Origin of the sequence: Gorillibacterium sp. CAU 1737 (assembly GCF_039888655.1) — a bacterium.
GTDB lineage: Bacteria > Bacillota > Bacilli > Paenibacillales > NBRC-103111 > Gorillibacterium.
In genome coordinates this window covers 179,815-205,591 of sequence record NZ_JBDQQO010000005.1, presented here as the reverse complement: position 1 = coordinate 205,591, position 25,777 = coordinate 179,815, and the positions used below count along the sequence as shown (strand labels likewise).

Below are 25,777 nucleotides of genomic sequence, written 5' to 3'. Positions count from 1 at the left end.
GTACTAGTATAGTATTTATAGTACCATCATGAAGGCTGGATTTCCCTGTGTCAAGTCAATCTGCTGCATGACGAAACCTCGTTCTTCTGGATTATCTCGGCCCCAATCGCTAAAATAGGAGAATCGCAGAAATGAAGGCAGGAGGTGAAACTCATGATCACACTGGATTCCATTAAGGACAAGGTGGAATGCTTCCAAGCTTATGACTTGAAGACATTGGAGAGAAGCATCGAGGAACGGATGGAGGTGAATAAGGCCCTCTTGCTTGGCCTTCATTCGGTTCAGCATCACGTTGTGTTTGATCCGGTTCGCAATCAGATGCAGTACAGCGCTGTGGTGCACTTCAAGGCTTAACCCATGTTTTTCAGGAATGAGGTGCCTCATGGCAAAGGAAAGCTTTGATAAAGAGATTCAGTTCCTGCGGATGCTCGTGCTAACCAGCGGCGCTTTCAATCGCCAGCAATTCGCGGAACGGCTCGGCATCTCCGTACATACATTTGATAAAACCACCCGGAAGCTGAAGGATGTGGCGAACTCCCTTCAAGCAAATCTACCGCAGGAGCAAGACCGGGAGCTGTCCGAGGCCATCCGCTTCCGGTATCAGGATTCAGCAGACCCTCTGCTCTTGTTCCTGTTCCGGGCGAAATCCGTCAAGGAAACGGAGAGCGAGCGCCTCTCGCTGGTCATTGCCAGCCTGCACGAGCAGACCATGACTGCCAAGGAGCTTCTGGATCACTGCTGCAGCAGCCTGTCAATGGAAATGCCGATGCCGGACGAAAAGACAATCCGCTCGGATCTGAAGTATTTGGAAGAGGTTGGGGTTATCGTCAGGGAGCCTGGACCACGACCCTATCGGTATCGCGTTCAGAACGACCTGATCCGCCAATTGACGGAAGAGGAGCTGCTCGACCTATTCGATTTTGTGGATGTGATGGCGAATACCCAGGTCCCGTCCGTACAGGGCTATCTGCTCCGGGACGGTCTGAAAAAGCAGCTCCTGCGAGATGGGCGTTCTCCTGCGGAGCTTGAGCCGTTTCTCTATAAATATCACTACTATTCCCGCATCGTGGATGAAGCACATCTGTTTCCCCTGCTTGATGCCATCCGCCGCCGGTGCAAGGTAAGGTTCGTCTACTTCTCGCCAAAGTCGGAGAAGAGCTATGCCTCCAAAAACACAAACCCTTCCTTTCCTCGCGAGGCAGGAGGACGAATCGAGCAGCTTGTTCCGATTAAGGTGGTATACGATCACCAATATGGCAGGTGGTACCTGCTGGGCTTCGGAAGACAGGGCTTGCGCAAATACCGCATCGAAGGCATCACCCAGATGGAAGAGCTCGAAACGGTTTCAGAGGAACGCTATCGAGCGCAGACAGAAGAATTGATGAAACGGATCCAGACGAGCTGGCTCGTGGATACCGGCCGTCCGATTCAAATTCGTGTTCGATTCTTCAATCCTCCGACGTCCGAGAGCAATTTCATCAAGGAGCGAGTCCTGCTGCAGGGACAGTGGGGGCAAGTTGTAGAGGAATCATTAGATTCCTTCCTGTATGAAATCACGGTGAACGGCACCACCGAGATCAGGCCTTGGCTTCGCAGCTTCGGATCAAGCTGCGAGGTAGTAGCCCCTCCCTCCCTGCGGCGGGAAATGATCGCGGAATGGAAGGAGATTCGAGCGTACTATGAATCTGTTTGAGAAGGTCTTCAATCACCAAATCCTCTCCCGCTTGGAGGATTCCGGAACGTTCATGGTAACCTCGCATGAACGAGCGTGGTTGAAGACCATGCTGGCCCACCCGGCCGCCCAGGATGCCTTCCTGCCGGAAACCTTGTCGAAGCTGGGCGGCATACTGGAGAAAGATCAGGTCATGGACACGACCGAGCATCTGCTCGAAAAAGCTCGCAGCCGGGAGAAGCACGTGTACCACCCGCTGCTGCGCCCCCTGCGGCAATCGATCCTTGCGAGGAAAGGCTTGCGACTCAGCTACGAAGGGAAAAGCGGCTATGTAAACGTCGACCATCTCGGCGTTCCCCTCAAGCTGGAATATTCCATGATCAAACGGGAGTGGTACCTCCACTGGATCAATCTCCCGCGCTATACGGTCATGTGTACACGTGTGAAGAAGATTCATTCGGCTACCGAAGCTGAGGTCGATCCGGCGGAGCAGGAGCGCGCAGCGCTGCAGTTGGCCCAGAAGCTGCACGCTCGAAGAAGGCGAGTGGTCATCGAGATTGTCCCCCTGTACAATGAGGAGCTGTCGCGAATCCTGTACGCCTTTTCCAGCTTTGAGAAGACGGTGGCCTATGACGCCGAGACCGACGCGTATCGGGTGACGGTCTATCTCCTCGGCAATGAATTCGAATACCTACTGTCCAAGCTGCGCTTTCTCGGGAAGCGGGTTCGCGTCGTCCAGGGGCAATACCTTATCAACCGGATGCTGGAATCCTCTACGAAAGCACTGAGCCGTTATGCCGAGGCGGACACTGTATCGGAAGGAACCCCCATTACAACCACTCCTCCTGGCTCAGCCGCCGGTGGAAATAGGCCATGATCTGCTGGGGGATGGAGTCGGGATACGCAATCCCCTTGCTCCGACAGACGGCCCTTGCATCCTCATAGAAGGCCGCCATGGCCGCCTTCACCGCCGCTTCCAGCTCCGGGAAGTCCGCTTTTGCCCCGTATAGGCGCAGATGCTCCTGCAGCTCCTGCGGGACGCCATGCTTCACCTTACTCTCCCAAGCCCCCCAATCCAGCGTGTCGTACTCACTCAGCAGCAGGTCCACATGGGCATGGAAAAGAACGTCCAGATTCTTAAGAATCTTGAACAGATCTTTTCGTTTGAAGTATTTAATCAGCATTTCGATGTGAAGCCAATAGGTATCCATCGCCCTTACCGGGTCCGGGATGGAGTTGTCCGTGCGATAGCCGCGGTCCAGAAACGCTCCAACTTCTCCTGTCCGGTCAAAGATGATGTGCTCTCGGGTACATCCCTTGCAGTGCTGTCGGCACATCCATTCCTCCGGGTAATCCGCATTAAGGAGGAAGAGATCGAGCTGATGCAGGTTGTCCCCGAGCCGGATGACACTGCAGTAATTCTTGAAGTGGTCGTCATTAAAGCTCTCTCCCCAGAAGAGGAGCAGCTCATCGGCCGCCTCGGCCAGCAGCTTCGGCGCATCCGCTGCCAAAGCCTCGAAATCCTGATCCGCCACCAAAAAGACCGGGTCATAATCCGAATACATGTCCTGTTCTCCCCGGCTGATCGAGCCGTAATGCCAACCGCCCTTGCACCGTTCGTCCTGCTGCATGATCGCGACCAATCGACCGAAGGCCGCTTCCAACTCTTTGTGCATACCAAAAGACTTCCTTTCCTGGAGGAGTTACCGTCATCGTAGCTCATCCCGTTCGGGAAGTATTGGTCGCAATCAACCTGTTTTTGTCAAATGTTATCTTCTTCCCCCATGATGGTCCTTCCGATATTGCGCCGGCGTGGCGTGATATCCCTTCTTGAAGGCTTCGATGAAAGCTTTCACATTCGCAAAGCCGTTCGCAAGGGCAATGTCCGTAATGGAAGCATCCCGATTCAGCAGATCCTTGTGGGCGTGATAAAGGCGAATGCTCGTCAAGTAGCTGTGGTAGGTCTCCCCGGTCGTTTTCTTGAAAAAGCGGGAGAAGTACGTCGGCGCCATCCCGATCTCGCTTGCCGTGCGAGCCAGGGAGAGGTCTTGCTCATAATGTTCCTCCAGGAAGGCGATGGCCCGCTTTACGTTCCTCCGGCTTTCCTGTTCATAGCGGCTGTACGGCAACGACTCGCAAAGCACCCGGCAATCCCTCAGCAAGATCAGGCACAGCTTCCTCAGCGCGATGGATAGCTCCAGCTCATAGAAAGGTCCCTGCTCCTCTTGCAGCTTGGCACAGAGCAGCATGAGCTCTTTCACCTGTTCGCTCGCTTCTCGGTTCCCCGTAAAATCGAAGGAGCTTCCCTCCACATCCGGGCAATACTCCTTCAAAAGAGCAGAAGAGAGAAGAATCGTGACGGTCCTCATCCGATCGCGGTACTTTCGCTTCGTCTCATGCAGCTCCCCGCTGTTCACAAATAGAAAATCGCCCGCGCCGACTTCGACGGGGCGACCGTTAACCCTCCCGATGATGGCCCCCTCCAGCACGAGATCGAATTCCAAATGCTGATGCCAATGAAGCGGATAGTCGCCATCGCCTTCCTGCTCCGTTCCGATGTAAATCTTGGCAGGCAGCTTTGTGTTTGTTTCGATCTTTTCCAAGTAATACTTCATCGCCTCCGCATGCCTCCTAAGGGAATGATCTGGCTCGCCATCACCATCGTCCTGGATTACATAGGATGGGTGAAGATCAAGCACCCGTGGAGCTTGACCTCACACCAATTTTAAGTAGAGTACCAGCCGTGGATTACCTTGATCTATGTATCCATTGCCGTCTCTCCTATGCTTGCATTCGGAGTCATGCAATGAAGTGCGCATTACCCTATGATTACCGCTTGTTGCTCCGCTAAGGATGCCAAAACGGCGTCCTTGACCTTGATCGCCTGAAGCGCAGCTGACAAATCGATGAGCGGGCTCGCATGATTGCCTTCGAGGCATTCCAGCACATGGCGCAGGGCTTGCTCATAATCGTCCTTCATAACCGGGCGAAGTACTTCCTTCGTTCCATCCGCATGGAAGAAAGCGAACTCTTCCTTGGATTCCATGCCATACTCCGCATCGAATTTCAGGAGGCCCTTCTCCCCATGGATTTCGAAGCCCACATAAAACGGCGAGTTCTTTGGCAAATTGGACCAGCTCTCCACAACAGCAAAGGCTTCATCAAACGAGAGGGTGGTCACCGCGACAGACTGCTCGCCAAAGTCGATCCCGTTCGCCAATACCCGCTTGGGCATTCCCATAAGCTCCAACAGAAAATCGAAGTTATGGAGATGGAAGTCGGTCACATTCTTCGATAGGCCGAGGTTGCCCCAATTCGGAGCAGTTTTGTTATGAGAACGAGCAGACTTTACCGTTCCCAGCTCTCCGTTCTTTACTTTCTCAATAGCGATCTGGTGCGGGGTCGAAAATTTGTAAAAGAGGTCCACAAACACATGGCGTCCCGCTTGCTCCGCAGCCCTCCGGATTTCCTCCGCCTCTTCCTGCTTATAGGTCAGCGGGGTTTCGCAGAAGACATGCTTGCCGTGCTTGAGCGCTTCGATCGCCCACTTCGCATGGAGGTCTGTCGGCAAGCAGATGTCCACCACATCAATTTCTTCATTGGTTAAGATGTCTTGGATGTCTGCCGTAACGGGGGTACTCAGCTCTTCCTGTATTTCCTTCCGCTTCTGTTCATTTCGGCCGTAGACGGCCACCACCTCAACCCCATCCAAGCGCTTGTACAGCTCGACATGCTGTCTTCCAAATCCCGTTCCCAATACCCCAACCTTGATCACTGGAACACCCTCCAATTCTTTGCAAAAAAAGATTCTGTCTCATCTTAGAACAAGCGTTCTTATCGGTCAATTGGCTATATCTTCAATTCATGACAACTTTTCGAACATCCATTCTCCTCAACTTTGGATAAGCCTGTTGATTTTCGGTAGAATACTAGTTGCAAGATCAGAAGGAATCCATTATCATAGCTTAAAACCGACTGGAATAATCGGTTTAATAAACGAAACCGTCACAATGAGACTTAATGGGGGGAATCATGGAACATGGCAAACAGAAGTAGACAGCAAAAGAAATCAGTTCTGGTCATCTCTCTCTTCTTGATTTTGGTACTCGCCCTCGCAGGCTGCTCCACCTCCAAGCCGGATGCATCCGCAAGCGGAAGCCCAAGTCAAAGCGAGCCCGCCAGCACCGAGGGCGCTTCGACCCAACCGGCGGCAGGCGGAACGTTTACCTACGCCCGTGCCGCTTCGGTAACCTCGTTTGACCTGCACAACCAGATTACCGCCAATAATGCCTTTGCTATCGATAAAGTATTTGAACCGTTGGTCGCCTTCGACAACGAAGGAAAGCTCGTCGACTGGCTGGCTGCCTCGCATGAAATCAGCTCAGACGGCTTGACCTACACGTTCGTTCTTCGCGACGGTCTGAAGTTCTCCAATGGCACGGATGTAACCGCACAGGACGCAGTCTTCTCCCTGCAGCGCCATCTGGATGTCGGCGGTCCTCTGGCGATCTCCGCCAAGGTCGATTCGCTTACGGCCCAGGACAACAAGACGCTCGTCATCAAGCTGCAGACGCCTTATACCCCGTTCATCACGGAGTTGTCCAACTTCTCCAACGGGATTCTTCCCAAAGACTTCGGAGGGAAAACCGAAGAGGAATTCTTCAAGAATCCGATCGGCACCGGCCCCTTCGTTGTGAAGAGTTGGGACCCGGCAGGCGACCTGACGTTTGAGAAGAACACCCACTACTGGCAGCAAGGCAAGCCCTATCTCGACGAGTTGGTCTACAAGCTGGTCAACGACGACAGCCAAGCCATCAATCAGTTGAAGGCCGGCGAAGTCGATGCGATTGAAACCGTCGCGCTGCAAAATGCCAGCGAGCTGAAGCAAGGGTCGGACACGACGGTTGCGACGAACGGCAGCTGGGTAACCGAGCAACTGTTCCTCAATACGCTGGATGAGCACTTCTCGGACGTACACGTTCGTCGGGCGCTGGCTCTCTCCATCGACCGGGAAGGGTTAACCAATGCCGTAACCTTCGGGTTGGCCAAAGCTGCCACATCGCTCTTGCCACCAGCCATTCCTTACAATGCCAACGACACGGTCAAGTCGCTCACCTTCAATACAGAGGAAGCGAAAGCCGAGCTCGCCAAATCGAAATTCCCGAACGGCTTCTCCACCACCCTGCTGATCGCATCCGGGAATAGCTCAAGGGCCCAGGAAGCACAGATCATCCAGGCAGCCGGCAAAGCCATCGGCATCGACATCAAGATTGAATCGGTTGAGCTTGCCGCTTTCCGGGAACGATTCTTCAAGTATAATTTCTCTGCCATGATCAACAGCGGCCAGGCGGATTCGCCGGAAGCCAACTCGATCTTGGCGTTCCAAACCGATCCGGACGGGTTCAGCAAATCGTATTGGACCCACTATACCAATGATGAAGTAACGAAGCTTCTGCGGGAAGGGCAGCAAACGCCTGACGGAGATGGACGCGCTCAGATCTACACCAAGCTTCAACAGATCCTTGCCGATGAAGTTCCATACATTCCGCTGTTCTACCCGGAAATTCTGATCGGTGTTCGCTCGAACGTTCAAGGTCTCGTGGTCCTTCCCAACAACAGCGTACGCTTCCAAGACGTTCAGCTGAAAGGTGAATGACCTTGACTTCGAACTCCGTTTTTCACAAAATCATCCGTTCCACCGCGACGATCGCCTCGCCGCGCAGATGGCTGGTGCGTGCCCTTCTTAGGGCCGCATCGGTTATCGTCTGCGTGGTGACGGCTGTCTTTTTTCTAATTCGGCTTGTTCCGGGAGACCCCGTCAAGATGATCCTGGGCGAGTATGCCACTGCCGCAGCCATCGAGAAGATGCAGCATAAGCTCGGTCTCGATCTTACTCCTTGGGAGCAGTTCCTCCGGTTTCTGAACAACCTGCTGGTCCACGGAGATACTGGTTCTTCGATCGTCTACGAGGCATCCTCGCGCCAATTGATCTTCGATCGCATTCCCGTCACGCTCCTGCTGATTGCCATGGCCTGTATCCTCTCCATCGTCATCTCCATGGTGCTGGCCATTCTCGCCGCCACCCACAAGAATGGGATCCTTGATCATCTGATTCGCATTCTGCCGGCGGTGACGCTCGGGATGCCGGTCTTCTGGGTGGGGCTTCTGCTCATCCTGATCTTCAGCGTCCACCTGGGCTGGTTCCCTGTCGGGGGAGTGACAGGCAAGGGATTTGAGAAAACCCTGTACAGCCTTACGCTGCCTGCTATCACGGTAGCCTTTTCGCAGATTCCATCGCTGGTTCGTTCCTTGAGGGCACAGATGCTGGAGGTGCTGGAATCGGACTTTGTCGTCACCTTGAAGGCCGCAGGCATTCCTCGCCGTGTCGTTCTGGTCAAGCATGTTCTGCGGAACTCCGCTCTTCCCGCCCTCATGCTTCTGGGCGTCAACATGGCCTACATGATGGGAGGAACCCTCGTTGTCGAAAAAGCCTTCGGGCTGAGAGGCATCGGGAGCTTGCTGTTCCAATCCATCTCCAATCGCGATTTCCCGGTCATTCAGGGCATCGCCTTTTATTCCGCGCTGTTTGTCGTCATCGTCGGTCTCCTTGTCGAGATAATAGCGGGGGTTCTCGATCCCCGGACGAAAGGAGAATCGTGATGCGCCGCATTTGGACTGCAATGCGCAACACCCCCTCCCTGCTGGCGGGGACCCTTATGCTGGTTCTGATGGTTGGGGTCGCGCTGCTGGCACCGCTGATCAGCTCCTTTTCCCCGACAGAGCCGAACATGGGAGCGATCCTGCTTCCTCCCTCCTCCGAGCACTGGCTTGGGACCGACCAGTTGGGACGGGACCTGTTTACCCGTCTGATCTACGCTGCTCGAACCGACCTGAAGATCATGGTGCTCGCGCAGATTATCCCGTTCTGCACGGGGATTCTTCTCGGGATGATGGCCGGCTACTACGGCAAGTGGGTCAACACGCTCATCACCCTGCTGACTGACACGTTTATCGCATTTCCCTTCTATCTGATCGTCATCATCGTCGCCTTTGTAAGCGGGGCAGGAGAGAAAGGGATCTACATCACATTCATGCTGGTCGGGTGGATCGTATACGCACGGGTGGTCAAAGGACTCAGCGCTTCCTACCGCAGCCAGGAATGGATCGCTTCCGCGCAAACCTTGGGGCTGCCGAACCGCACGATCCTGCTGCGTCATTTGCTGCCCAACGTCCTGCCGCAGGCGGTGATTGTGCTCATGACGGACATGGCCGTCCTGTTGGTCGCCATCGTCACCTTGGGCTACCTCGGCATTGGCATCGCCCCCCCGACCCCGGACTGGGGAACGATGATTTCCGAGGGGCAGCCGTTCCTTGCGACCAAGTGGTGGCTCTCGGCTACACCTGGATTGGCCGTCGTCTACACGGGGATCGCGTTGTCACTCGTGGGCGACGGATTAGCAGATGTTTGGAGACGAAAATAATGGCGAATCATCCTCTACTTCATTTAGAAAACGTCACGTTGGCTTCGCGCTTCAATCCGTCGCTGGTAAGCGATGTCAGCTTCCAGGTTCATGCCGGGGAAAGCATCGGCCTCATCGGGGAGTCCGGTTCGGGCAAATCGTTAACGCTGCGCTCCATCCTGGGCCTTCTTCCGTCAGGTATTGAGCAGACGGACGGAAGGATACAGCTGAACGGTCGCGGCGCCATGATCTTTCAAGACCCGATTCGTGCGCTCGACCCGCTCTATCCGGTCGTTAAACAGCTGGCCGAGGTTGTCCATTACCGGCAGCAGGTGAGCCGCAAAGCCTCGCACGTCATCGCGCTGGAGCTGCTGGAGCTGCTTGGTCTTCCCGATTCCTTGCGCCAAAAGGATCGGTATCCTCATCAGCTGTCTGGCGGACAGTGCCAGCGGATCGTCATCGCGCTGGCTCTCGCCTGCAAGCCCGATGTCCTGCTCTGCGATGAACCGACAACGGCGCTCGACGTAACCGTTCAACGGCAGATCCTCGAGCTCATCGTTCGCCTTCAAAAGGAGCTGGGGTACGCGATGGTGTTCGTAACCCACAACCTGGCCGTCACCTCCTCCCTCTGCTCCCGGTTGTATGTCATGAAAGAGGGAAGACTGGTCGAGGAAGGCGAGACCTTGCCGCTTCTGCAAAATCCGCAGCATCCCTACACGCGGATGCTCATCGATTCCGTACTCCCTCTTCCAGAGCTATCGGAGTTATCGGAGCCGAACGAGCTGAAAAGGGGGGCTGACGCATGACAGCCGCATTGAAGGTAGACAACTTGACGGTGGAGTATGGGGGCTTCACCGCATTGGATCAGGTGAGCCTGGAGCTTGCGCCTAACACGACACTCGGCCTCGTGGGGGAGTCCGGCTCGGGCAAATCCACGCTGGCTCGCGTGATTGCCGGCCTGGTATCTCCCACGAAAGGCCAAATCTTGCTTGGATCGGACGTTCTGGGCAAGCGCCGGACCCGCGAGCAGCGCAAGAGCATTCAGATGGTCGCCCAAAACCCGGACGCATCGCTAAATCCCAAGCACACCATTCAACAAATCTTGGCTGAAGCGCTTCTCTTCCATAAGATCGTCGATCGCTCCCAGGTGAGAGAAAAGTGCAAGGAGCTTCTCGCCCGTGTTCGAATCGACGAGACAGCGCTCGGCAAGTACCCTCACCAATTCTCCGGGGGCCAGCGGCAACGGATTGCGATTGCCCGAGCCATCAGTGTAGAGCCTCGCATCCTGATTGCCGATGAGCCGACAAGCGCCCTTGACGTCTCGGTCCAGTTGAGCGTCATCGAGCTTCTGAAGCAGCTCAAATCCGAGCTTTCGCTTACCGTCCTCTTCATCTCCCATGACCTCGGTGTCATTCACGCGCTGAGCGACACGATTGCGGTGATGAAGAAAGGGCAGCTCGTCGAAGTGAACAACCGGGAGAGCTTTTTTGCCCGTCCTCAAACGGCTTACGGTTATGAATTGTTAACTGCGGTTCCCAAGATGCCGCCACTTCCAACCAGATAGAAGGTGCTTAAGCAAATGCCCCAATACAAACCCCTGACCCTCGAAGAATACGAGACGCTTCATGAGCAGTTCTCCCGTCTCTTATCCACCCGTACCATTCCTGTCCTCATTCCCGGCGAGGCCATTCTCGGGATCGAGGCTATCGCTGCCGGAATTGCGGCGCCTGGACGCAAAATTCTAAATGTCGTCACCGGTCCCTATGGAACGCTCTTCGGTCAATGGCTCGAACGCGGAGGCGCAGAGGTCTTCACCGTCGAATCGTCCTTCGATGAAGTCATCACGGTCGAAGCCGTCGCAGCTGCCATCGAGCAGTCCAAGCCTTCCGTCCTATCCTTCGTCCAGGCCGAATCCATCACCGGCGGCACCAACCCCACCCGCCGCATTCTGGAGTTGGCCCGGCAAGCCGGTCTCATCACGGTCGTCGATGCCGTCTCGGCCATCGGGGCCGAACCCGTGCTCATGGACGAGTGGGGCATCGACTTCGTCACCATCGGCGCACAAAAAGGGCTCGCCGGTCCGAACGGCATCAGCGCCGTCGGCATTTCGGATCGCGGTTGGGACTTCCTTGAGCAGAACCCCAACGCGCCGAGAAATTCGATTCTCTCCCTGTTGGACCTGAAACGAACGAAGGAGGGCACTCCTCCGCGAATCCCCGGGAGCATTCCCGCGCTGGAAGCGAGAGCACTCCTTCATGCCTTGGAACAAGTTGAGCATGAGGGCTTGGAGAACGTTAACAAGCGGCACCGCCAAGCCTCATTTGCGGCTGTTGCAGGCATAAAGGTCTTGGGCCTGGAGCCGTGGCAGCGCCAGGAGCAAAACGGCTCCCCGCTTGTCACCACGGTTCGACTCCCCCAGGACAGCCGGCTTCAGGTGGAGCAGCCGATCGGCATCGTCGCACCGGGGGACGGCGCGCTTTATGGACATCTGCTTCGACTCAACCACTTTGGAGAAAATGCCCGGCTGGACAGCGTAGAACAAGCCGTCCGAACGCTTGCGGAGCTTCTCGGGCAGGATTCTGCGCAAGCCCTTGCTGCCGCTAGAGATACATGGAGGGCTGGCCATGACCGCTAACTCCTCGAAGGATGTGACCTACCGATCGGTATACCTGGCCGGAGTGGAAGGGGAACGTTTCGATGTGCGAGTCGCGGATGGGCGATTTGTCTCCATCGAGAAAACATCTGCTCCGACGGAGGAACCGGGGGAACGTCTGTGGCTTAGTCCAGGCGTGATCGATCTTCACACGCATCTGGCCTGGACGGACTTCCACCACGACGACCAGTTGAAGCGAAGCACGGACGAAATCGAAGCCATGCAGGTGCAAGCCTTCGAGGCCACTCTCCGCACCGGCGTAACGAGTGCGCGAGATGCCGGCGGTTTGCTGGCGAGCACCGCACGGCGGCTCAGAGAGCAATATGGGCAAGAATTGAAGGTTTTTGCGAGCGGGGACGCTCTTGGGGGACAGGATTCCGCCAAGGGATCAAGCCATCTGGAGCAGCGTGTTGCCGAGAACGTGAAGGATGGGGCAAACTGGATTAAAATCTTCGCAACCGGAGGGCTCGGTTCTCCTCCAGACAAGGTGCTGAATCCGTTGCTCTCCAAGGAGGAATTCTTCACCATCGTCCGTACCGCTCACACTGCGCGCACGAAGGTGCTGGTTCATGTCTGGGGCGGCCTGGCCCTCGACTGGGCCATCGAAGCTCGTGTCGATTCGGTGGAGCATGGAATCTACATGACCGAGGAGCAAGCCTCGCGTCTGGCTAAAGCCGGTGTTTCCTATATCCCGACCGCAGCCATCTACCGCATCGCCGCTGATCCGGCAGGCGCGCTCGCTTTGAAGCCGCCCTTCCTCGACCACGCAGCTCGCGCCGCCGAAGCCCATCCGGATGCCATTCGCTATGCCCAAAGGGAAGGCGTACGCATCGGCTTCGGCACGGATTTTGCCACCCCCGAGCTGAACGGGCACAACCTCGAAGAGCTGTACACGCTCATCAACTGCGGACTGACCCGTGAGGAAGCCTGGCGCGCCGCCACCGAAGTCGCGGCTGATATCCTCGGGCACGGAGACCAGCTTGGCCGAATCCGACCCGGCTACACCGCCGATGCCATTCTCTTCAACGCCGATCCCCATCAGGCGAAGAATGAGGAGGAGCTGCGGAGCAGCATCGTGTCGGTTATCACGGGAAGACTCCGCTAACAGCAATTCAAGCAGCCTTTTCAAGCGCACCGATCCATTCGGCTCCCGCATCAAAAAAAGCACTCTCGCATCTGTCTGCGGGGGTGCATTTTTCTGCCCTCTTCCCAAATAAGAAAAGATCGCTTATACTACATATGAATACTTGCTCATATATAAATATATAATCGTAATTCGCATGAAGGAGGCGTCTCTATGGATTGGATTCAAGCAGTCGGACTTCTCGCGCTCCTGTTGTTCTATGGCAGCTACTTCACCAAACAGCTTCATCTCAGGAGGCAAGGCATCTCCACGAACCTTCTGGGCCGAGGGACAAAGCCAATGCGGACCTACGTCATTGAAGTTCTGCTAAAAACCCTCACCTATGTTCATGCAGGCGTGCAGTTGGCCAGCCTGTTCTTCCTCCAGTCAGAGTATGGACCGCTCACTTCTCCCACGGTCCGATCCATTGGGCTTGGCCTCTCGTTTGCGGGAATCGGGGTTTTCATCATGGCTATGGTGACGATGAAGACAAGTTGGCGCGCCGGGGTCGACGCATCCCAGCAAACGAAGCTGATTCGTGGAGGCATCTACCGATACAGCCGCAACCCGGCTTTCGTCGGCTTTGATCTGTTCTACCTGGGATTCGCGCTCGCCTTTTTCAATCCGGTCACGTTGATCTTCCTGGTCCTGTGCGCGGGAACCCTGCATCTGCAAATTTTGGAGGAAGAGAAGTTCCTTCCCACCCTCTTCAGCCAAGAATACACGGACTATATGCGGTCCACCGCCCGGTACCTCGGGATGAGAAAGTCCTAGATCGTGTTTGCAAACCCGATTTGCGGTCGACTTTCCAATACCTCCTGAAGCTTCCGATACACAAACGAGATCTCGTCGGTACCTGCACCGCGCAGCTCGACGCGCGTGATCTTAGAGTAACGCAAAAAAAGCAGGTACCTCACCGAGAGATACCTGCTAAAAACTTATCTAGAGTATCATTACTTTATTTCCATCGGGGTCACAAAAAACGATTCTTGTCCACCCCAATCCGTTGTTCGTGGTGGGTCAATCTTAAGACCTTTCGTCCCAAACGCAAACGCTGCCACTGTTTTCAGGGTTTCCTAAATTCCAACCATCATAATCATCATTTTGAATGAATACAGGAATGCCTATCGTTCTATAAAAGTCTGCCAATCCTCTTGGGTCTTTTGAAGTGATGTTGACGCATGATAATTTTGATATCATCTGAAACCCACCTATTCGTTTCCTTATTCGATTTATTTAATCTGTACAAAACCAAGTTCATTACCGTCAGGGTCGGCAATCGTAAACTTCCGAGTACCATAAGGCATTGTTTCGATTGCCTCAACAACAGTAACTTTGTCTTTTAGTTTCTCCCATAATTCATCAACATCATCGACATCAAAATTAAATCTTGCACTGTTTGCTCCCTTGTCACTTACTGCAATTGCAAAAGTAGCACCTGCACCAAATTCAAAATCAGCATATGACCATCTTTCCGTACGATCTGCACCTGTACATTCAAATCCCAGTATAGTTTCATACCATTCTATGGATTTATTCAAATCAGAAACATTCGCTCTTACATGCATCAGTCTTGTTTTCATAGCAAATCTCCTTCCTTCTGCACCGAGCGTTATCTTCACCCTGCTCCAACCTTGGCAAGGCTCACATACCAATACGGAACAGCCAGAAAAAGCGAACCGCCAATCATGTTTCCCAGCGTCACCCATCCCATGTTCTGCACAACCTGGAGCAAAGGAATCCCCCCGGAATGGGGCAGCAGAAGCGCAATCGCGAAGAGACCCATGTTGGCGATGGAATGCTCCAGCCCCGAAGTGGTAAAGGCAAACACGCAGTAAAGGAGCATGAACAGCTGCGCCGTTTCTTCCTTCATTTTGTAGAATACCCAGACCGCGAGACATACGACGAAGTTGCAGAGAATCCCCTTCAAAAGAAGATCGTCCGCCGGGATGGCGAGCTTGCTCTCCACTGTCTTCAAGATAAAGTGGGCGGTGCGACCGAGCGGCGCGCCGCTTTCTACATAGAGATAAGCCAGGAGGACGGAACCAGCCAGGTTGCCCATGTAGCTGACGAGGAGCAAAGATAATGTTCGCGTCCAACTGATGCTTCTCTGAAGTAGACCGATGGTCAGAATGAAACAGTTGCCCGTAAACAGCTCCCCGCCCGCAAAGTGCAGGAGCGCGAGGGAGATGGGGAACGTCAACCCAACCGCAATTTTTCCGTATAACTTGCCTTCCACGTCGATGATACCGGCAGTTGAGCAGGACAGGGCGAGCCCGACGATCACGAAGAAACCTGCCAGCGCAGACAGCACGAAATACTTCCCCGCGTTGCGATGAACAAACTCGCCCTTTTCCTTCGCTGAAAGAGCAACCCGCTTGACTTCATCGTTGTACTTGGTCAGTGGTCACACTTCCCGTCCTCCAGATTAGCCCTTATTGTGCGCGAAGGCACAGCAGCCAATTCCGGAAGTTTCCAGACGATAAAGTATGGGCGGCTAGACAAAAGCCTTTACACAAACCGATCCACGTATTGCCCCTTCTCCTTTCGCTTGGACGATGGAGGGGCATCCGGACTAAGCCGGCTCTTCTCGCGCAAAGCGTCAAGGGGCCCTTCCTCCAGCGGAGATACGCCGCTGGCTTGAACTTCTTTCTCTTCCTCGGCCTTCTCGGTCTTGTCAACCTGCTTGGCGTCTTCCGAATCCGATTCACGTACCTCTTTCAGCTTCTTGTTGACTTTGGAGACGTCGCCCATCAGGTCCATCGTGACCTCATCGATCTGGCTGTTCAACTCTCCCAGCTTGTCTTCCTTTCCGGCGACCAGGAGGCCTCTCCCCCGATCCGTCTTCACCTCCGCCCCCAACACACGCGCTTCGCCTTCCAGGCGTGTCTTGACCGTCTGCCTCGTCTTCATCTGCTGCATCGAGGTGCTTATCCCAACGGCATTGTGAACGGAAGCGAGCAACTCTTCGCGGTCCTGCTCCTCCTGGGTCTTCGGTTGAGCCGACTCCCGCCTTTGGGCGGCTTCGGCGACCTTTTGACGCTGTTCTTCCCGGATCTCCGCCCTTCGCTGCATCAGTTGCTTATTCAGCTCCTGGATCTGCTGCTGGAGCTCCTTCCGGCGAGCATCCTTGGCTTCCTTGGACATCTCTTTGTTCGCCGACAAGCTCTCGAGCTTCTGTTTCAGATCCGCGATCTGGCTCTGAATGGCTTTCAGCGCGCTGTCCGAATTTCCTCCGTTCACCTGTTGGGTCCTCGCAGGACTAGCCGATGCCGATTGAATGTTCACGATCCATCTCTCCCTAGTTCTAGCATCCAATATGTTCCTCTTCTTCTTATATCGGATTGTAGGAGAAAATGTGAATCATTTCCTTTACCTTTCCAGAATCGAGATCGCCTCCTGGATGGCCGCAAACACCTGCTCGTCATTGTCCCGAATGGATTCGAGGATCATCATCGCCGTGGCGCACATGCCCCATTCCAGCTCTTCATCGCGACGCTTACTCCAATCCCGGCAGCCGTGAAGGCTGATGAGCTGCCACGCCCTCGTGTGGGTAAGATCATACGCCAGACTAATCCGATCAAAGGCAGGAGCCAGTCGTTCATTCTGCATCCCGGGCCACATGGATTGTCGGAAGGTCTCCGCAAAGTTATGGGTGTTGAAGGTAACCCACATCGTGTCTGAAACCCGTTGAAAGCGCTCTCGAAGTTGCTCAAGCTCCAATCCACCCAACTTTTCATTCCAATAATCAAACCGCTCAATATAGCCGTCCCATAAGCGGGCTTCCTGGTTGAACGCCATTACCCTCTCGATGCGCTTCAATCCATCCAGCAACCGGTAGACCGGCTTTCCCTTCTCTCCCATTACATAGAGGCAATCAATCTCCTCATACGTTGGGGCACAATCCGGTTCCTTTTGAGCGTCAGCTGCCTTGGGGCAGATCAAGCCAGTCTCGTCATATCCCGTGATGACGCGAAAGCTCCCGCGATCCGAATCCTTCATGCGGACGAGCACCGGTTTGTCCGTATGAATGGAGCGGATGATCGCATCTTTAAAGTTGTCCGTTACCTTGCGGTAGGCGTAACCGACAAATTTCATAATAAATTCAATCTGCTCATCGGTGTCGCAGATCTCATCCTGGAGCGGGATTCTTTCGGAATAACCCTCACGTAGAGCGGTATCCCCCGACATCGTACCGAAGAGAAAGAAGAGCGCCTCCTGCTTGCTGGCTGCGGAATCCTCGCAATGTTCACAGCCGATGCAATTCCCTCCCTCACGGGAGGAGCAATCGTAATCGTCTTCCTCCTCATAACCCTCCAAATACAGGTAAACGCTTGCAAAGCAATTGACAAAGTTGAGTGTGCTAAAAGCCGAGAACGGATAGAGAAACGACAATTCTTTACTCGATGGAGCCTCATAGGCTGGCACAATCCGGTTACTCGTCATCGAAATCCTCCTCGCGGGTTCTCCAATTGTTTGCAACAGCAACTCTATCATACCTGCTTGGGAGAGGATTTCCTGTGCTTTTTCTTTCAGTTCCATCGTTCTTGAGAAAAGAATTTCCATTTCCGTTCTCTCAGCGAGAGCGTGTTTGCAAACACACTCTAAGACTCGCTCGGCCTCTCTTCTATCCAACAACAGGGGTCGGAGCATCGATCTCATACCCCATGGTAAAGCGAGATCCATAAAATTCATACCCGACCTGAGTATAGAGGCGGATCGCCTTCCGATTGGTTCCTTGAGTCCCCAAAGTGGCAATGGTTTTTCCCTGCTGCTTCAAGGATTGAAGAGCGGTGCTGAGGAGTCCTCGGGCAATCCCATGCTTTTGCCATTCCGGGACGACGAATACATTTTCCGTGGCACTTCTCTCATCGGTTATTTTCCAGGTGGAGGTGTTGCCGATCAAGTGATCACCATGGAAGGCGCAGAAATTAACCACTTCCGGAGCACCCTGCATCCAGCCCAGGTGGTTCAGGCTCCAAGCCACTCCGTCGAAGGAGGCCAGCTCCGCTTGATGGTAGCTATTCAAAGCCTCCGGGTGATCCAATGCATAGGGGACGATCCGAACCCCTTCCGGGAGCGGGTAGCTGGGAATATCCGCGCTCAGGTCATATTTGAAGACCGCAATCGTATCGAATACCGTGAATCCCCGTCTGAAAAAGAAATCCAGTTCCGTGAGATCGTCCGTATCGATATACTGCGCCAACACGATGCGCTTGTCGGGATACTTTTCTTTGATTTCCCGGGCTCTCTGGATCATCTGATCGACCAAGGCGCTTTTCAGCTCGTTGTCGTCCTTTACCTGCTCCGCAAGGGTTATCTCAACCATCAAATGCCGGACAAAGGCGGGGTCCCCCTCATGGCCAACAGCATGAAAGGTATCGTGCTCCGTCAAGCTGGCGACAGCCAAAAGCTCCTCCTTTTCCGAAAAGGCACAGACCATATTCTGCCGATCAAAATCGCCATGATAGAGCATGTGCAGCTTCAAGACAAAATCCAGCTCTCCTACCTGATCCACATCTTCTTCTTTCGGATTGCGAAGCAACACGTTTTTCAAACCCTCCATGTTCATACATCCTCTCGATTCATTCGATTTGTGCTAATCCTGCTTCAACCTCTTAATCATGAACAAAAGGAACTGGAAACGGAAGGGAGAACATGACTATAAAACGATTTTCCAAACATGCGGATATGCAAACTCAAAAAGCACCCCTCCTCCCCATAGAGGAGCGGAGTGCTTTTCCCTTGATCCGAGAACCTATTTTTCGCCGCAGCTTACAAATCCATCGCTTCCACTCTCTCCGCGAGAGAATCGTAGCCTTGCACCGTTTGGGCGATATAGGACAGAACCGTGTCACTCCATCCAACGGGCTTCGGATGCGCCGTCGCGATGGCATCGCCCAGGCTGTAGCCGCGTCCGCGCCCATTGTACTTGATGGCCCAGTATTCCGAGATGCCGGATAAGAAACGGCCCACCTGCCGCTTGACCGCACGGCCGCCTTCTCCGCGTCCAAGCCCCTTCAGGATGGTAAGGAAATCGGAGAGATCGGACGGAATGCGCACGACCTCGAGGAATACCTTCGCGAATAGGTCCGGGCGGTGGATCGACAGAACCGCAAGTCCGAATAACGGCTGGAGCCGCATGAGGCCTTCCTTGCGGGCAAACACAAGCGCCTTGGCCATGAAGCTCGGATGCTTCTCCGCCATCTCCTCATGAAGGGCGGCCGCCTCTTGCATCAGCTCCCGTTGACTGGAGTAAAAGGTATTGCTCATCGTATTGGTCAGCAGCGTCTGAATGTAACGCTCCTGGAGAGATCGGGTATAGGCCGGATAGCGATCTTGGTTGAGAACATCCGGACGAAGGCTGTGAAACAGCTTTTGCGTGGCTCCCATCGGGATTGCCTCCTTCATATAGGAAAACCGGTGACGCTCTGGCTCGAAGGAACCCATCCCAGCGCTTCACCAGCTGCCCCATTGTTCGTAAAATGGAAAGATCATCGAAGAAAAATGATTTGAAAAGGTACATGCTGCTCTACCAACTGAGCTACTCCTCCGTTAGGAGAAGGTTGGATTCGAACCAACGGCCTGCCGATTACAAGTCGAAGTAACCCTTCCCTGCGCCTCGATGATCTTGATCCGCCTTCGCGGTTCGCGTCGGCTATGCCCCTATCTTCGCTCATTTTCCCAGCCGCGAACAGGGCGAAAGTATGACGAAGGTGAAAAAGCACCGAAAAACTGGCCTCAAGGCAGTCCTTCGATGCTTTCTCATTTGAATTAGCGAATCCTTGTACATGAGGTTCAAGTGAGGCTGATTCTGCGGCCATCCTTAATCCTTCGGTAGGTAGCCTCATCCGCAACGACATAGAGCCGGGCATCGGCTGGAATCCGCTCGCCGAGCCTGCGATTGATGCCGAGATCGCCGCGATCGGAGAGCAAGGTTGCACCCTGCTGCAGCAACCCCTGAAACGCATCCGCATAGGTGCTCCATGCCGGATCGGCGGGAACCTCATAGAGATCGTCTCCATGCTGGCGGCTGATGAGCTGCTGGAGCACCTCCGGATTTCCTTCCTGCAGGGCAGCCCGGACGGCAAGACGCGAGATCGCATCATGCGACAAAATGAATTCGTTCACCTGCACATGACGGAAGTTCTGGATGTTCTTCTCCAGCAGGATCTCCACGGTCGTATGTACGTGAGAAGCGATCCGCTCGATGCTGGAGACGATGAGCAGCGTCTTGCCATCAGCAAGCGCCGTCTCGTCGATCCGGAGATCCGCAAAGACGATGGCAGCCTGTGCGCTCGTGATGCCCGCTTTGAGCAGCACCTCCTCATCAGAGGGATCGCCTTTGACAAAGTGGACGTTCGGCCATGACTCAAGCGGATGTTGACCGATTTCATCAATCAACACGATGGGCAGATCCGCCCGGTACGCGGCAACTTCCTCGATGGCCGCTTGCGCTTTTCGATTCCAGTGGATAATGACGATGTGATCCTTGCCTCGAAAGGTCAACTCTCCTGCTCTCCTCTGCCGGTGAACCGCTCCGAACCCGTCGATGACCTTCCCGATGACGAGGCTGAGCAGACCGATTCCGAAAATGTACAAAAAAATCGTAAAGCCTTTGCCGATCGCCGTATGGGCAAAGTAATCGCCATAGCCTACCGTGGCCATGGTCGTCAGCACCCAGTAGAAAGCATTAAACCAATTGCCGAACGTAGTCGGCTCCAGCCAATAGGCGAGGCTGGCACTCACCAGCACGAACGAAACGATGAGAATGCCGAGATGCTTTTTGCTGATTCGAAGCATGCTTCTCGTCAGACGCAAGAGAATAGGCACACCGCTTCCCGCTTTCCTTAAATAATCAGGCTGCTCACCGCAAAGGCGCTTCCGATGAAGACCAGGCACAGCATAATCCCGACGGCGACATTCCCCTTCTCCAGCTCCTTGGAGACGTTAAACCCGAGCGTGACCAGTTCAAATATCCAATAGGCTGCGATCAGACAAACGTACCCGATGGCGAACCAGAGCATCATGAACCAGATGGAGGTGTTGGTGAAGGCGGCAACGCCCAGAATGATCGCCGTTGCCAGGAATTTTCCGCCTAGCGCGAGCCCTACGGCAACATTCCCTTTCTTCAATTCTTCCATATCATTGAAAGGAGTCATCCAATGGAAGATGGCCATTCCCAGCAATTGCAGCACAGTAATGACCACTACGCTAATGACGATATTCATCACGACGATCAATTCGCCCACCCCCGAAATTTGGCATACGCCGCATCATAGTCCGTAAAGTCATGTACCTGCTCGAGAACGACCTCGGCCGTCTTCGCCTTTTCCAGCTGCTTGTAGCGGGCATCATCAATCGGCTGCTTGATCCGATTGCCTGACGGCAGCTCCAGCACAGCAAAGTTACGGGTCTTCTCCTTGTATTTCGTTTTGTAGACTCCGACGACTCCGACATCAGTCTTTACCGTGACCTTCAAATTGTTCAAGTCTTCCTCGGCTTTGGCCTTCTCCTTATAAGACTTGATCGTATTCCAGGCCGACAGCTTGATGTCGGTCCGCTGCTCTTCATTGGCGCTCATCTGGGCATCCATGTATTGCAGCGTCCAAATCTTGTCTCCGGTCGCGTAGTTATCGTCGTTGGGCAGCATCTCGTTATCGGGAAGAACGGTCATGTCACTGCCGATCAGATCCCCAACGGTATTCTCGACAATTCGGTAATCCCAGGGCACGCTCTCCACGTCGGCGGTAGAGGTTGTGTCCTCACTCTCCACGGTATGGAAGACACTGTTGGTATTCGATGTACACGCCGTCAGCCCGGCAGCAAGAAGCAAAACTGCCAGTCCCCATGCGGTTCGGCTCAAGCGGGAGCGGCGCTTTCTCGAGGAGGCGTCCGCTTCCGTTATCCCACTTGTTACTTGCATGATGATCTCACCCCTATAGGAATAAAATGACTCGTATTGCCGGTGATCGGACCCCCTGCACGACCGAGAAGCCCGCACGGCTTCCCGTTCAGCATGAACAGCCCCGTCAAGAGGTGAAGCTCTCCCTCCGCCGACTCAATGCGGGCAAGCTCGGCCCGTTTCTGATAAATTGTCGGGAACAAGGTGCTGGTATCAAAGCCATCCTGATCCTCGATCTCCAGGTTTCCCTGCCGATCGTACATGCGGACAGAGCCGCCTTCACGGCCAAACATGGATTTGGAGACGAAGCTGCCGGAGAAGACCGCCTTGTTATACGTTGGCAGCAGGTAGCGTTCGATAGCGGAGCGTTCTTCTGGCGTAAACAGAAGGCCAAGCTCAAATAAACCCCAAGCCGCTGCAACAAGCCCTTTCGTTTGCAGCAGAATGCTGTGCGGCGGGTTGAACAAGGCGATGCGGCCGGTTTCAATCCCATAGGCGAGCGCATCTCCCCCCTCATCAACCGCCATCCATTCCTTCGGATACAGGGCGAACATCCGCTCGATCACTCGACCGGTCCCATCCTTCACCAGCCCTTTGTCGATGGAGAGCTCAAGACAGTCGGCAAACTGCACCTCCAGCCCGCTGTGGCGGGCCAGCGCCTCGACCGTACCGGTGTCCTCCAGGTGACTTCCATAATCGACGCAGGCGACCGTATCGGGACGGTAGTGTGCCCATGCTTCACGGACAGCTTCCGCCATCCCTTCATTCACGCAATCGATACCAGCCTGTCGGCAGAGCCAGGGGGTCGCGATGGAGGCTTCGACATATCCCGTTGGAGTATCCGCGTTCAGCTCCAGCAGCTTGATCTCCCCGGCCTCACTAACCGCAAAGTCGAACCGTGCGTACCGGCTGATCATGCCGGGAGGAGGAAGCGGACTCACATCGAGCATTTTCCAGAGAACCTGCGGAATGCCGATCAACTCATAGAAAACGTGATTGCGATGCACGTAACGAGCAGTTTTGTCCAATACAATCCAGAGAGCGGCAGCTGCAGCTTCCAGTTCCTCATAGACCGACCGATCCAGGACCGCAATCTGATCGATCCAGTACGCCTCATCCTCCAAGTCAGCCCAGGTAAAACCGAGCTCAGCTAACTCGCGAACGACCCGCTCTCGGTCCGTTCGGGGCTCTCCCATCACGGTAAATACCGAGTTTCCCTCTGCCTTTGTCATCCGCCGAAGCTCCCCTTGCTGGAAAAGCTGGATTTGGACGATTTGGTATAGGATTTCGATGAGCTCGAGCCGCTGCTCGATTTGCTGCTGGAGCTGGACGAGCTAAGCACGCTCGAGGTTCCTCCAATGCTTCCCGATTTCGATGACGTGGATCGGGATTTGAAGGTACCGCTTTTGGAAGACGTCTTCGGCTTTACGGCCGAACCCGCCACCGCCTTGTTCTGGAATTTGTCGCTGGTGAAGCTTGTCGGTTTGTAAGCCCGGTTGCTGCCGGCATAATAGCCCCTGTGGTCGGCGTAATAGTTCGTCGTCGAATAACGGGAGCCGCTGTTGAACAGCATGTGGTACAGGAGTACATCATCCCAGCCGAATCCAGAATGGTAGCCCCCGTAATGATTAATTACGGTTGTGCTTCCTGTCCCCGCACCGGCACTCGATCCACCTGCCGCTCCCGCGTTTTCTTGCTCCTTCTCTAATTCCTCCAAGGGAAGGCTCCAATCGGCATTCTTGTCGAAGTACGCCTTCACTTCTTCCGTCGACCAGGATACGAGCTGCGGCTCATCTGCCGATGCTGCCGAGCTGTTCGCTTCCGCTACCGCCGCGCCCGTTCCAAGAAATGCATTCGCAAACAGGGCAATGCCAAGCGAAGTGGACAATACCTTTAACGGCTTGCCCTCCGCCGACCCGCTTGCAGGCGTTACCGCCCTGATCTCATCGTTCATTGCGCTCTTTCCCCCTCGTTATGCCTCAATCATGCCTTACCGCCACCAGAAGCAGCTCCAGCTTGTTCGTGTCCACGTTCAGCCGCCCTTCCAGCGTTTCGTATTCCTGGCCGCCCACAATCAGGTAATTGATGTGCTCCAACGCAGAAACCATGTTCATGTTCCAGGTTCGCTCCTCCAACAAAAACAGCTCTCCGGTCTCCAGCTTCTGATACAAAATAACATCGATTCCATTGTCCACCCCTCCACCCTCCTTTCAATTCCTCTCATCCACCAAGCATCCGGATGATTCTCGATTGATTGATACGGGGTACGAAGGGAATCGTTTCGATTTTTGCTAGTTTCCACCATTCTGCCTTTTTCCTGATTTCACCAAAGGAAATCATATAGGAGCAACCCGGTTTCGTCCATAGCATTTCGCACGATATCGCTCCCCAAAAAAAAGAACCTTCGGCGCTTCGGCAGCCGATGTTCCTCTCAGTGAATGTATTCCTAAGGCTCCGCACTCCCCAAGGGACAACAGTCGGCGGCCAAAAAAGTCAGATGGCCCGGTCAGGAAAACCGAGCCTGTGGCAAATCCACTATCCCAAAAAACGCCTTTGCTGTCGCCGTCGTCGCGTGAGCAACCTCTTCCGGCGATTGGCCTACACAGCGTGCAACGGTGTTCAGCACATGCGGCAGGAATGCAGGCTCGTTTCGCCCATCGGTTGGCTTGGGCCTCAAATCCCGCGGGGTCAAGAACGGCGCATCCGTCTCGATCATGAGTCGATCGAGCGGAATCCGGCGGACGAGCTCCTGCAGGTGCCGCCCTCTCCGCTCATCGCAGATCCAGCCGGTGATGCCGATGTGATAGCCGAGCGTAAGGTACGTGTTCAGCTCCGCCAGCGTACCGGTGAAGCAATGCACCACCGCTCGGGTAACGGCTTGCTCCTTCAAGATGGCGACGAAGTCCGATGACGCTTCCCGCTCATGCAAGAACAACGGCATGTCGAGCTGAACGGCCAGCTTTACTTGTTCGGCAAACCAACGGCGCTGGACGTCACGCGGCGAGAAGTCACGGTTGTAGTCCAGGCCGCATTCTCCGATGGCCACGACTTGCGGCAGGACCGCCAGCTCCTCCAGCTTCTGAATCGTCTCCGCGGTACAACTCTTCGCATCATGGGGGTGAATCCCCGCCGTCGAATACAATTGCCCGGAATAGCGTTCCGCATAACGTGCAGCCTCGCTGCTGTTGCGCAGGCTCGTTCCGGTCAGGACAAGCGGTGCGACACCGTTCGCAATCGCCCGCTCCACCACCTGTTCCCGGTCCTGCTGAAACGAGCGGTGCATCAGGTTGACGCCAATGTCGATGATCGGCTGCTTCATGAACGGTCCCCTCCCTTTTGGCCAGCATCCGTGACCGTACAGCATTCCGGCGGAATCCGGTCCGCCAGCCATACTTCATTGCCCGCATAGTAGAAGGAGACACCCGATTCCTTAGCCCCGTCTGTGTTCACCTCGAGGATGACCAGTTCTCCTCTGCGGCTTCCCGCCAGCGTGGCAAAATGCGTCCCTTCCGATAAGTGAACATACTGACGCCCCATCGGAAGAAGCCCTTTCTTCCAAATCGCTGCGAGGGCTCCTTTGTTCGTTCCGTGATAGAGAAGCGCAGGAGGCTCGGCTGCCTTGTATTGAATTTTGCTAAAGCTGTGGCCGTATCGGGCCCGTATGCGGTCTTGGATGAGCTCAAATCGTTGTTTGTCCGAGTTTCGGACAACCTGCTCGACATCCTCCTGCTTGATCCCGGACCAGCGCGGCTGCGCTTGAACAGCTCGAAGGAGTTCGTCAATCGGACAGGAGCCATCCTCCGGGTCCAGGACGATCCCAAATGATACCGGGTCATGCCGGAGGATGAGGGTCATGAGCTTGCTCACGCTTTTTTCTTGCGCTTGGGTTAACATGATGATCTTCACTTCCTAAATGTGATCGCTTTTCTTTTCATTATAAGCAACGGGAGAAGGGAAGCTAGGG

The 25,777-nt window shown here is 54.7% G+C and carries 27 protein-coding genes, 1 tRNA gene and 1 pseudogene; 11 read left to right on the top strand and 18 right to left on the bottom strand.

What is annotated here, in order from left to right; genetic code table 11:
* Nucleotides 1–153: 153 nt before the first annotated feature.
* The 3 genes from AAFN83_RS12585 to AAFN83_RS12575 are packed head-to-tail and all read left to right on the top strand — an operon-like array spanning nt 154 to nt 2,549.
* Nucleotides 154–354, top strand: coding sequence for a DUF2536 family protein (locus AAFN83_RS12585; protein WP_347769829.1), 201 nt, complete (start codon nt 154–156; stop codon nt 352–354).
* 28 nt (nt 355–382) lie between these two features.
* On the top strand, nt 383–1,693 hold the full coding sequence (locus AAFN83_RS12580) for a helix-turn-helix transcriptional regulator (RefSeq protein ID WP_347769827.1): 1,311 nt from the start codon (nt 383–385) through the stop codon (nt 1,691–1,693).
* Nucleotides 1,680–2,549: a WYL domain-containing protein gene (locus AAFN83_RS12575; protein ID WP_347769825.1), complete on the top strand. Its 870-nt coding sequence runs from the start codon at nt 1,680–1,682 to the stop codon at nt 2,547–2,549. Before AAFN83_RS12580 ends, AAFN83_RS12575 begins: the two co-directional genes overlap by 14 nt.
* Here the strand turns inward: AAFN83_RS12575 and AAFN83_RS12570 are convergent.
* The 3 genes from AAFN83_RS12570 to AAFN83_RS12560 all read right to left on the bottom strand — a co-directional run bounded on the left by AAFN83_RS12570 (nt 2,503) and on the right by AAFN83_RS12560 (nt 5,447).
* Nucleotides 2,503–3,348, bottom strand: coding sequence for an adenylyltransferase (locus AAFN83_RS12570; protein WP_347769823.1), 846 nt, complete (start codon nt 3,346–3,348; stop codon nt 2,503–2,505). The two genes, AAFN83_RS12575 and AAFN83_RS12570, sit on opposite strands and share 47 nt — an antisense overlap.
* Before the next feature lie 93 nt (nt 3,349–3,441).
* On the bottom strand, nt 3,442–4,287 hold the full coding sequence (locus AAFN83_RS12565; protein ID WP_347769821.1) for a helix-turn-helix transcriptional regulator: 846 nt from the start codon (nt 4,285–4,287) through the stop codon (nt 3,442–3,444).
* A gap of 203 nt (nt 4,288–4,490) precedes the next feature.
* The gene (locus AAFN83_RS12560) at nt 4,491–5,447 is read right to left on the bottom strand and encodes a Gfo/Idh/MocA family protein (protein WP_347769819.1); all 957 of its coding nucleotides are present in this window, start codon (nt 5,445–5,447) and stop codon (nt 4,491–4,493) included.
* A gap of 264 nt (nt 5,448–5,711) precedes the next feature.
* Here AAFN83_RS12560 and AAFN83_RS12555 point away from each other — a divergent pair, with 264 nt between their 5' ends.
* The 8 genes from AAFN83_RS12555 to AAFN83_RS12520 all read left to right on the top strand — a co-directional run bounded on the left by AAFN83_RS12555 (nt 5,712) and on the right by AAFN83_RS12520 (nt 13,682).
* Nucleotides 5,712–7,328 (top strand): ABC transporter substrate-binding protein, encoded by a 1,617-nt coding sequence (locus tag AAFN83_RS12555; RefSeq protein WP_347769817.1) that lies wholly within the window; start codon nt 5,712–5,714, stop codon nt 7,326–7,328.
* Nucleotides 7,329–7,330: 2 nt separating this feature from the next.
* Nucleotides 7,331–8,332, top strand: coding sequence for an ABC transporter permease (locus AAFN83_RS12550; RefSeq protein ID WP_347769815.1), 1,002 nt, complete (start codon nt 7,331–7,333; stop codon nt 8,330–8,332).
* On the top strand, nt 8,332–9,153 hold the full coding sequence (locus AAFN83_RS12545; RefSeq protein ID WP_347769813.1) for an ABC transporter permease: 822 nt from the start codon (nt 8,332–8,334) through the stop codon (nt 9,151–9,153). The genes AAFN83_RS12550 and AAFN83_RS12545 overlap by 1 nt, the downstream gene beginning before the upstream one ends.
* Nucleotides 9,153–9,938 carry an ABC transporter ATP-binding protein gene (locus AAFN83_RS12540; RefSeq protein ID WP_347769811.1) on the top strand — a complete coding sequence of 262 codons (786 nt, stop codon included), beginning with the start codon at nt 9,153–9,155 and terminating at the stop codon, nt 9,936–9,938. Before AAFN83_RS12545 ends, AAFN83_RS12540 begins: the two co-directional genes overlap by 1 nt.
* Nucleotides 9,935–10,696 (top strand): ABC transporter ATP-binding protein, encoded by a 762-nt coding sequence (locus AAFN83_RS12535; RefSeq protein ID WP_347769809.1) that lies wholly within the window; start codon nt 9,935–9,937, stop codon nt 10,694–10,696. The genes AAFN83_RS12540 and AAFN83_RS12535 overlap by 4 nt, the downstream gene beginning before the upstream one ends.
* Nucleotides 10,697–10,711: 15 nt before the next feature.
* A complete protein-coding gene (locus AAFN83_RS12530; RefSeq protein WP_347769807.1) occupies nt 10,712–11,767 on the top strand; it encodes an aminotransferase class V-fold PLP-dependent enzyme in 1,056 nt (351 codons plus the stop codon).
* The gene (locus AAFN83_RS12525) at nt 11,757–12,890 is read left to right on the top strand and encodes an amidohydrolase family protein (RefSeq protein ID WP_347769805.1); all 1,134 of its coding nucleotides are present in this window, start codon (nt 11,757–11,759) and stop codon (nt 12,888–12,890) included. Before AAFN83_RS12530 ends, AAFN83_RS12525 begins: the two co-directional genes overlap by 11 nt.
* A gap of 192 nt (nt 12,891–13,082) precedes the next feature.
* Entirely contained in the window at nt 13,083–13,682 is a 600-nt protein-coding gene (locus tag AAFN83_RS12520; RefSeq protein ID WP_347769803.1) for a methyltransferase family protein, read from the top strand.
* 458 nt (nt 13,683–14,140) lie between these two features.
* Here AAFN83_RS12520 and AAFN83_RS12515 read toward each other — a convergent pair whose 3' ends face one another.
* The 15 genes and pseudogenes from AAFN83_RS12515 to AAFN83_RS12445 form a co-directional block, all read right to left on the bottom strand.
* On the bottom strand, nt 14,141–14,491 hold the full coding sequence (locus tag AAFN83_RS12515) for a VOC family protein (RefSeq protein ID WP_347769801.1): 351 nt from the start codon (nt 14,489–14,491) through the stop codon (nt 14,141–14,143).
* 35 nt (nt 14,492–14,526) lie between these two features.
* The gene (locus tag AAFN83_RS12510; RefSeq protein WP_347770211.1) at nt 14,527–15,312 is read right to left on the bottom strand and encodes a formate/nitrite transporter family protein; all 786 of its coding nucleotides are present in this window, start codon (nt 15,310–15,312) and stop codon (nt 14,527–14,529) included.
* A gap of 107 nt (nt 15,313–15,419) precedes the next feature.
* Nucleotides 15,420–16,196 carry a FlxA-like family protein gene (locus AAFN83_RS12505; RefSeq protein WP_347769799.1) on the bottom strand — a complete coding sequence of 259 codons (777 nt, stop codon included), beginning with the start codon at nt 16,194–16,196 and terminating at the stop codon, nt 15,420–15,422.
* Between the two features lie 84 nt (nt 16,197–16,280).
* Entirely contained in the window at nt 16,281–17,354 is a 1,074-nt protein-coding gene (locus tag AAFN83_RS12500; RefSeq protein WP_347769797.1) for a hypothetical protein, read from the bottom strand.
* A 181-nt stretch (nt 17,355–17,535) separates the two neighbouring features.
* A complete protein-coding gene (locus tag AAFN83_RS12495; protein WP_347769795.1) occupies nt 17,536–18,474 on the bottom strand; it encodes a GNAT family N-acetyltransferase in 939 nt (312 codons plus the stop codon).
* Nucleotides 18,475–18,776: 302 nt separating this feature from the next.
* Nucleotides 18,777–19,301 (bottom strand): annotated as a pseudogene (locus AAFN83_RS12490) (TROVE domain-containing protein); the annotation flags it as partial.
* A 164-nt stretch (nt 19,302–19,465) separates the two neighbouring features.
* Nucleotides 19,466–19,523, bottom strand: a tRNA-Ser gene (locus AAFN83_RS12485).
* 183 nt (nt 19,524–19,706) lie between these two features.
* A complete protein-coding gene (locus AAFN83_RS12480) occupies nt 19,707–20,741 on the bottom strand; it encodes a potassium channel family protein (protein WP_347769793.1) in 1,035 nt (344 codons plus the stop codon).
* 17 nt (nt 20,742–20,758) lie between these two features.
* A complete protein-coding gene (locus AAFN83_RS12475; RefSeq protein ID WP_347769791.1) occupies nt 20,759–21,151 on the bottom strand; it encodes a DUF350 domain-containing protein in 393 nt (130 codons plus the stop codon).
* Nucleotides 21,148–21,834, bottom strand: a complete 687-nt coding sequence (locus AAFN83_RS12470) for a signal peptide protein (protein WP_347769789.1) — start codon at nt 21,832–21,834, stop codon at nt 21,148–21,150. The genes AAFN83_RS12475 and AAFN83_RS12470 overlap by 4 nt, the downstream gene beginning before the upstream one ends.
* Nucleotides 21,825–23,045: a glutathionylspermidine synthase family protein gene (locus tag AAFN83_RS12465; RefSeq protein WP_347769787.1), complete on the bottom strand. Its 1,221-nt coding sequence runs from the start codon at nt 23,043–23,045 to the stop codon at nt 21,825–21,827. Before AAFN83_RS12465 ends, AAFN83_RS12470 begins: the two co-directional genes overlap by 10 nt.
* Complete coding sequence (locus tag AAFN83_RS12460) at nt 23,042–23,767, bottom strand: hypothetical protein (protein ID WP_347769785.1); 726 nt, start codon at nt 23,765–23,767, stop codon at nt 23,042–23,044. The genes AAFN83_RS12465 and AAFN83_RS12460 overlap by 4 nt, the downstream gene beginning before the upstream one ends.
* Nucleotides 23,768–23,792: 25 nt before the next feature.
* Nucleotides 23,793–24,008 (bottom strand): hypothetical protein, encoded by a 216-nt coding sequence (locus tag AAFN83_RS12455; RefSeq protein ID WP_347769783.1) that lies wholly within the window; start codon nt 24,006–24,008, stop codon nt 23,793–23,795.
* Between the two features lie 311 nt (nt 24,009–24,319).
* Nucleotides 24,320–25,132, bottom strand: a complete 813-nt coding sequence (locus AAFN83_RS12450) for a TatD family hydrolase (protein WP_347769781.1) — start codon at nt 25,130–25,132, stop codon at nt 24,320–24,322.
* Nucleotides 25,129–25,707 carry an RNA 2'-phosphotransferase gene (locus AAFN83_RS12445; protein ID WP_347769779.1) on the bottom strand — a complete coding sequence of 193 codons (579 nt, stop codon included), beginning with the start codon at nt 25,705–25,707 and terminating at the stop codon, nt 25,129–25,131. Before AAFN83_RS12445 ends, AAFN83_RS12450 begins: the two co-directional genes overlap by 4 nt.
* Between the last annotated feature and the right edge of the window lie 70 nt (nt 25,708–25,777).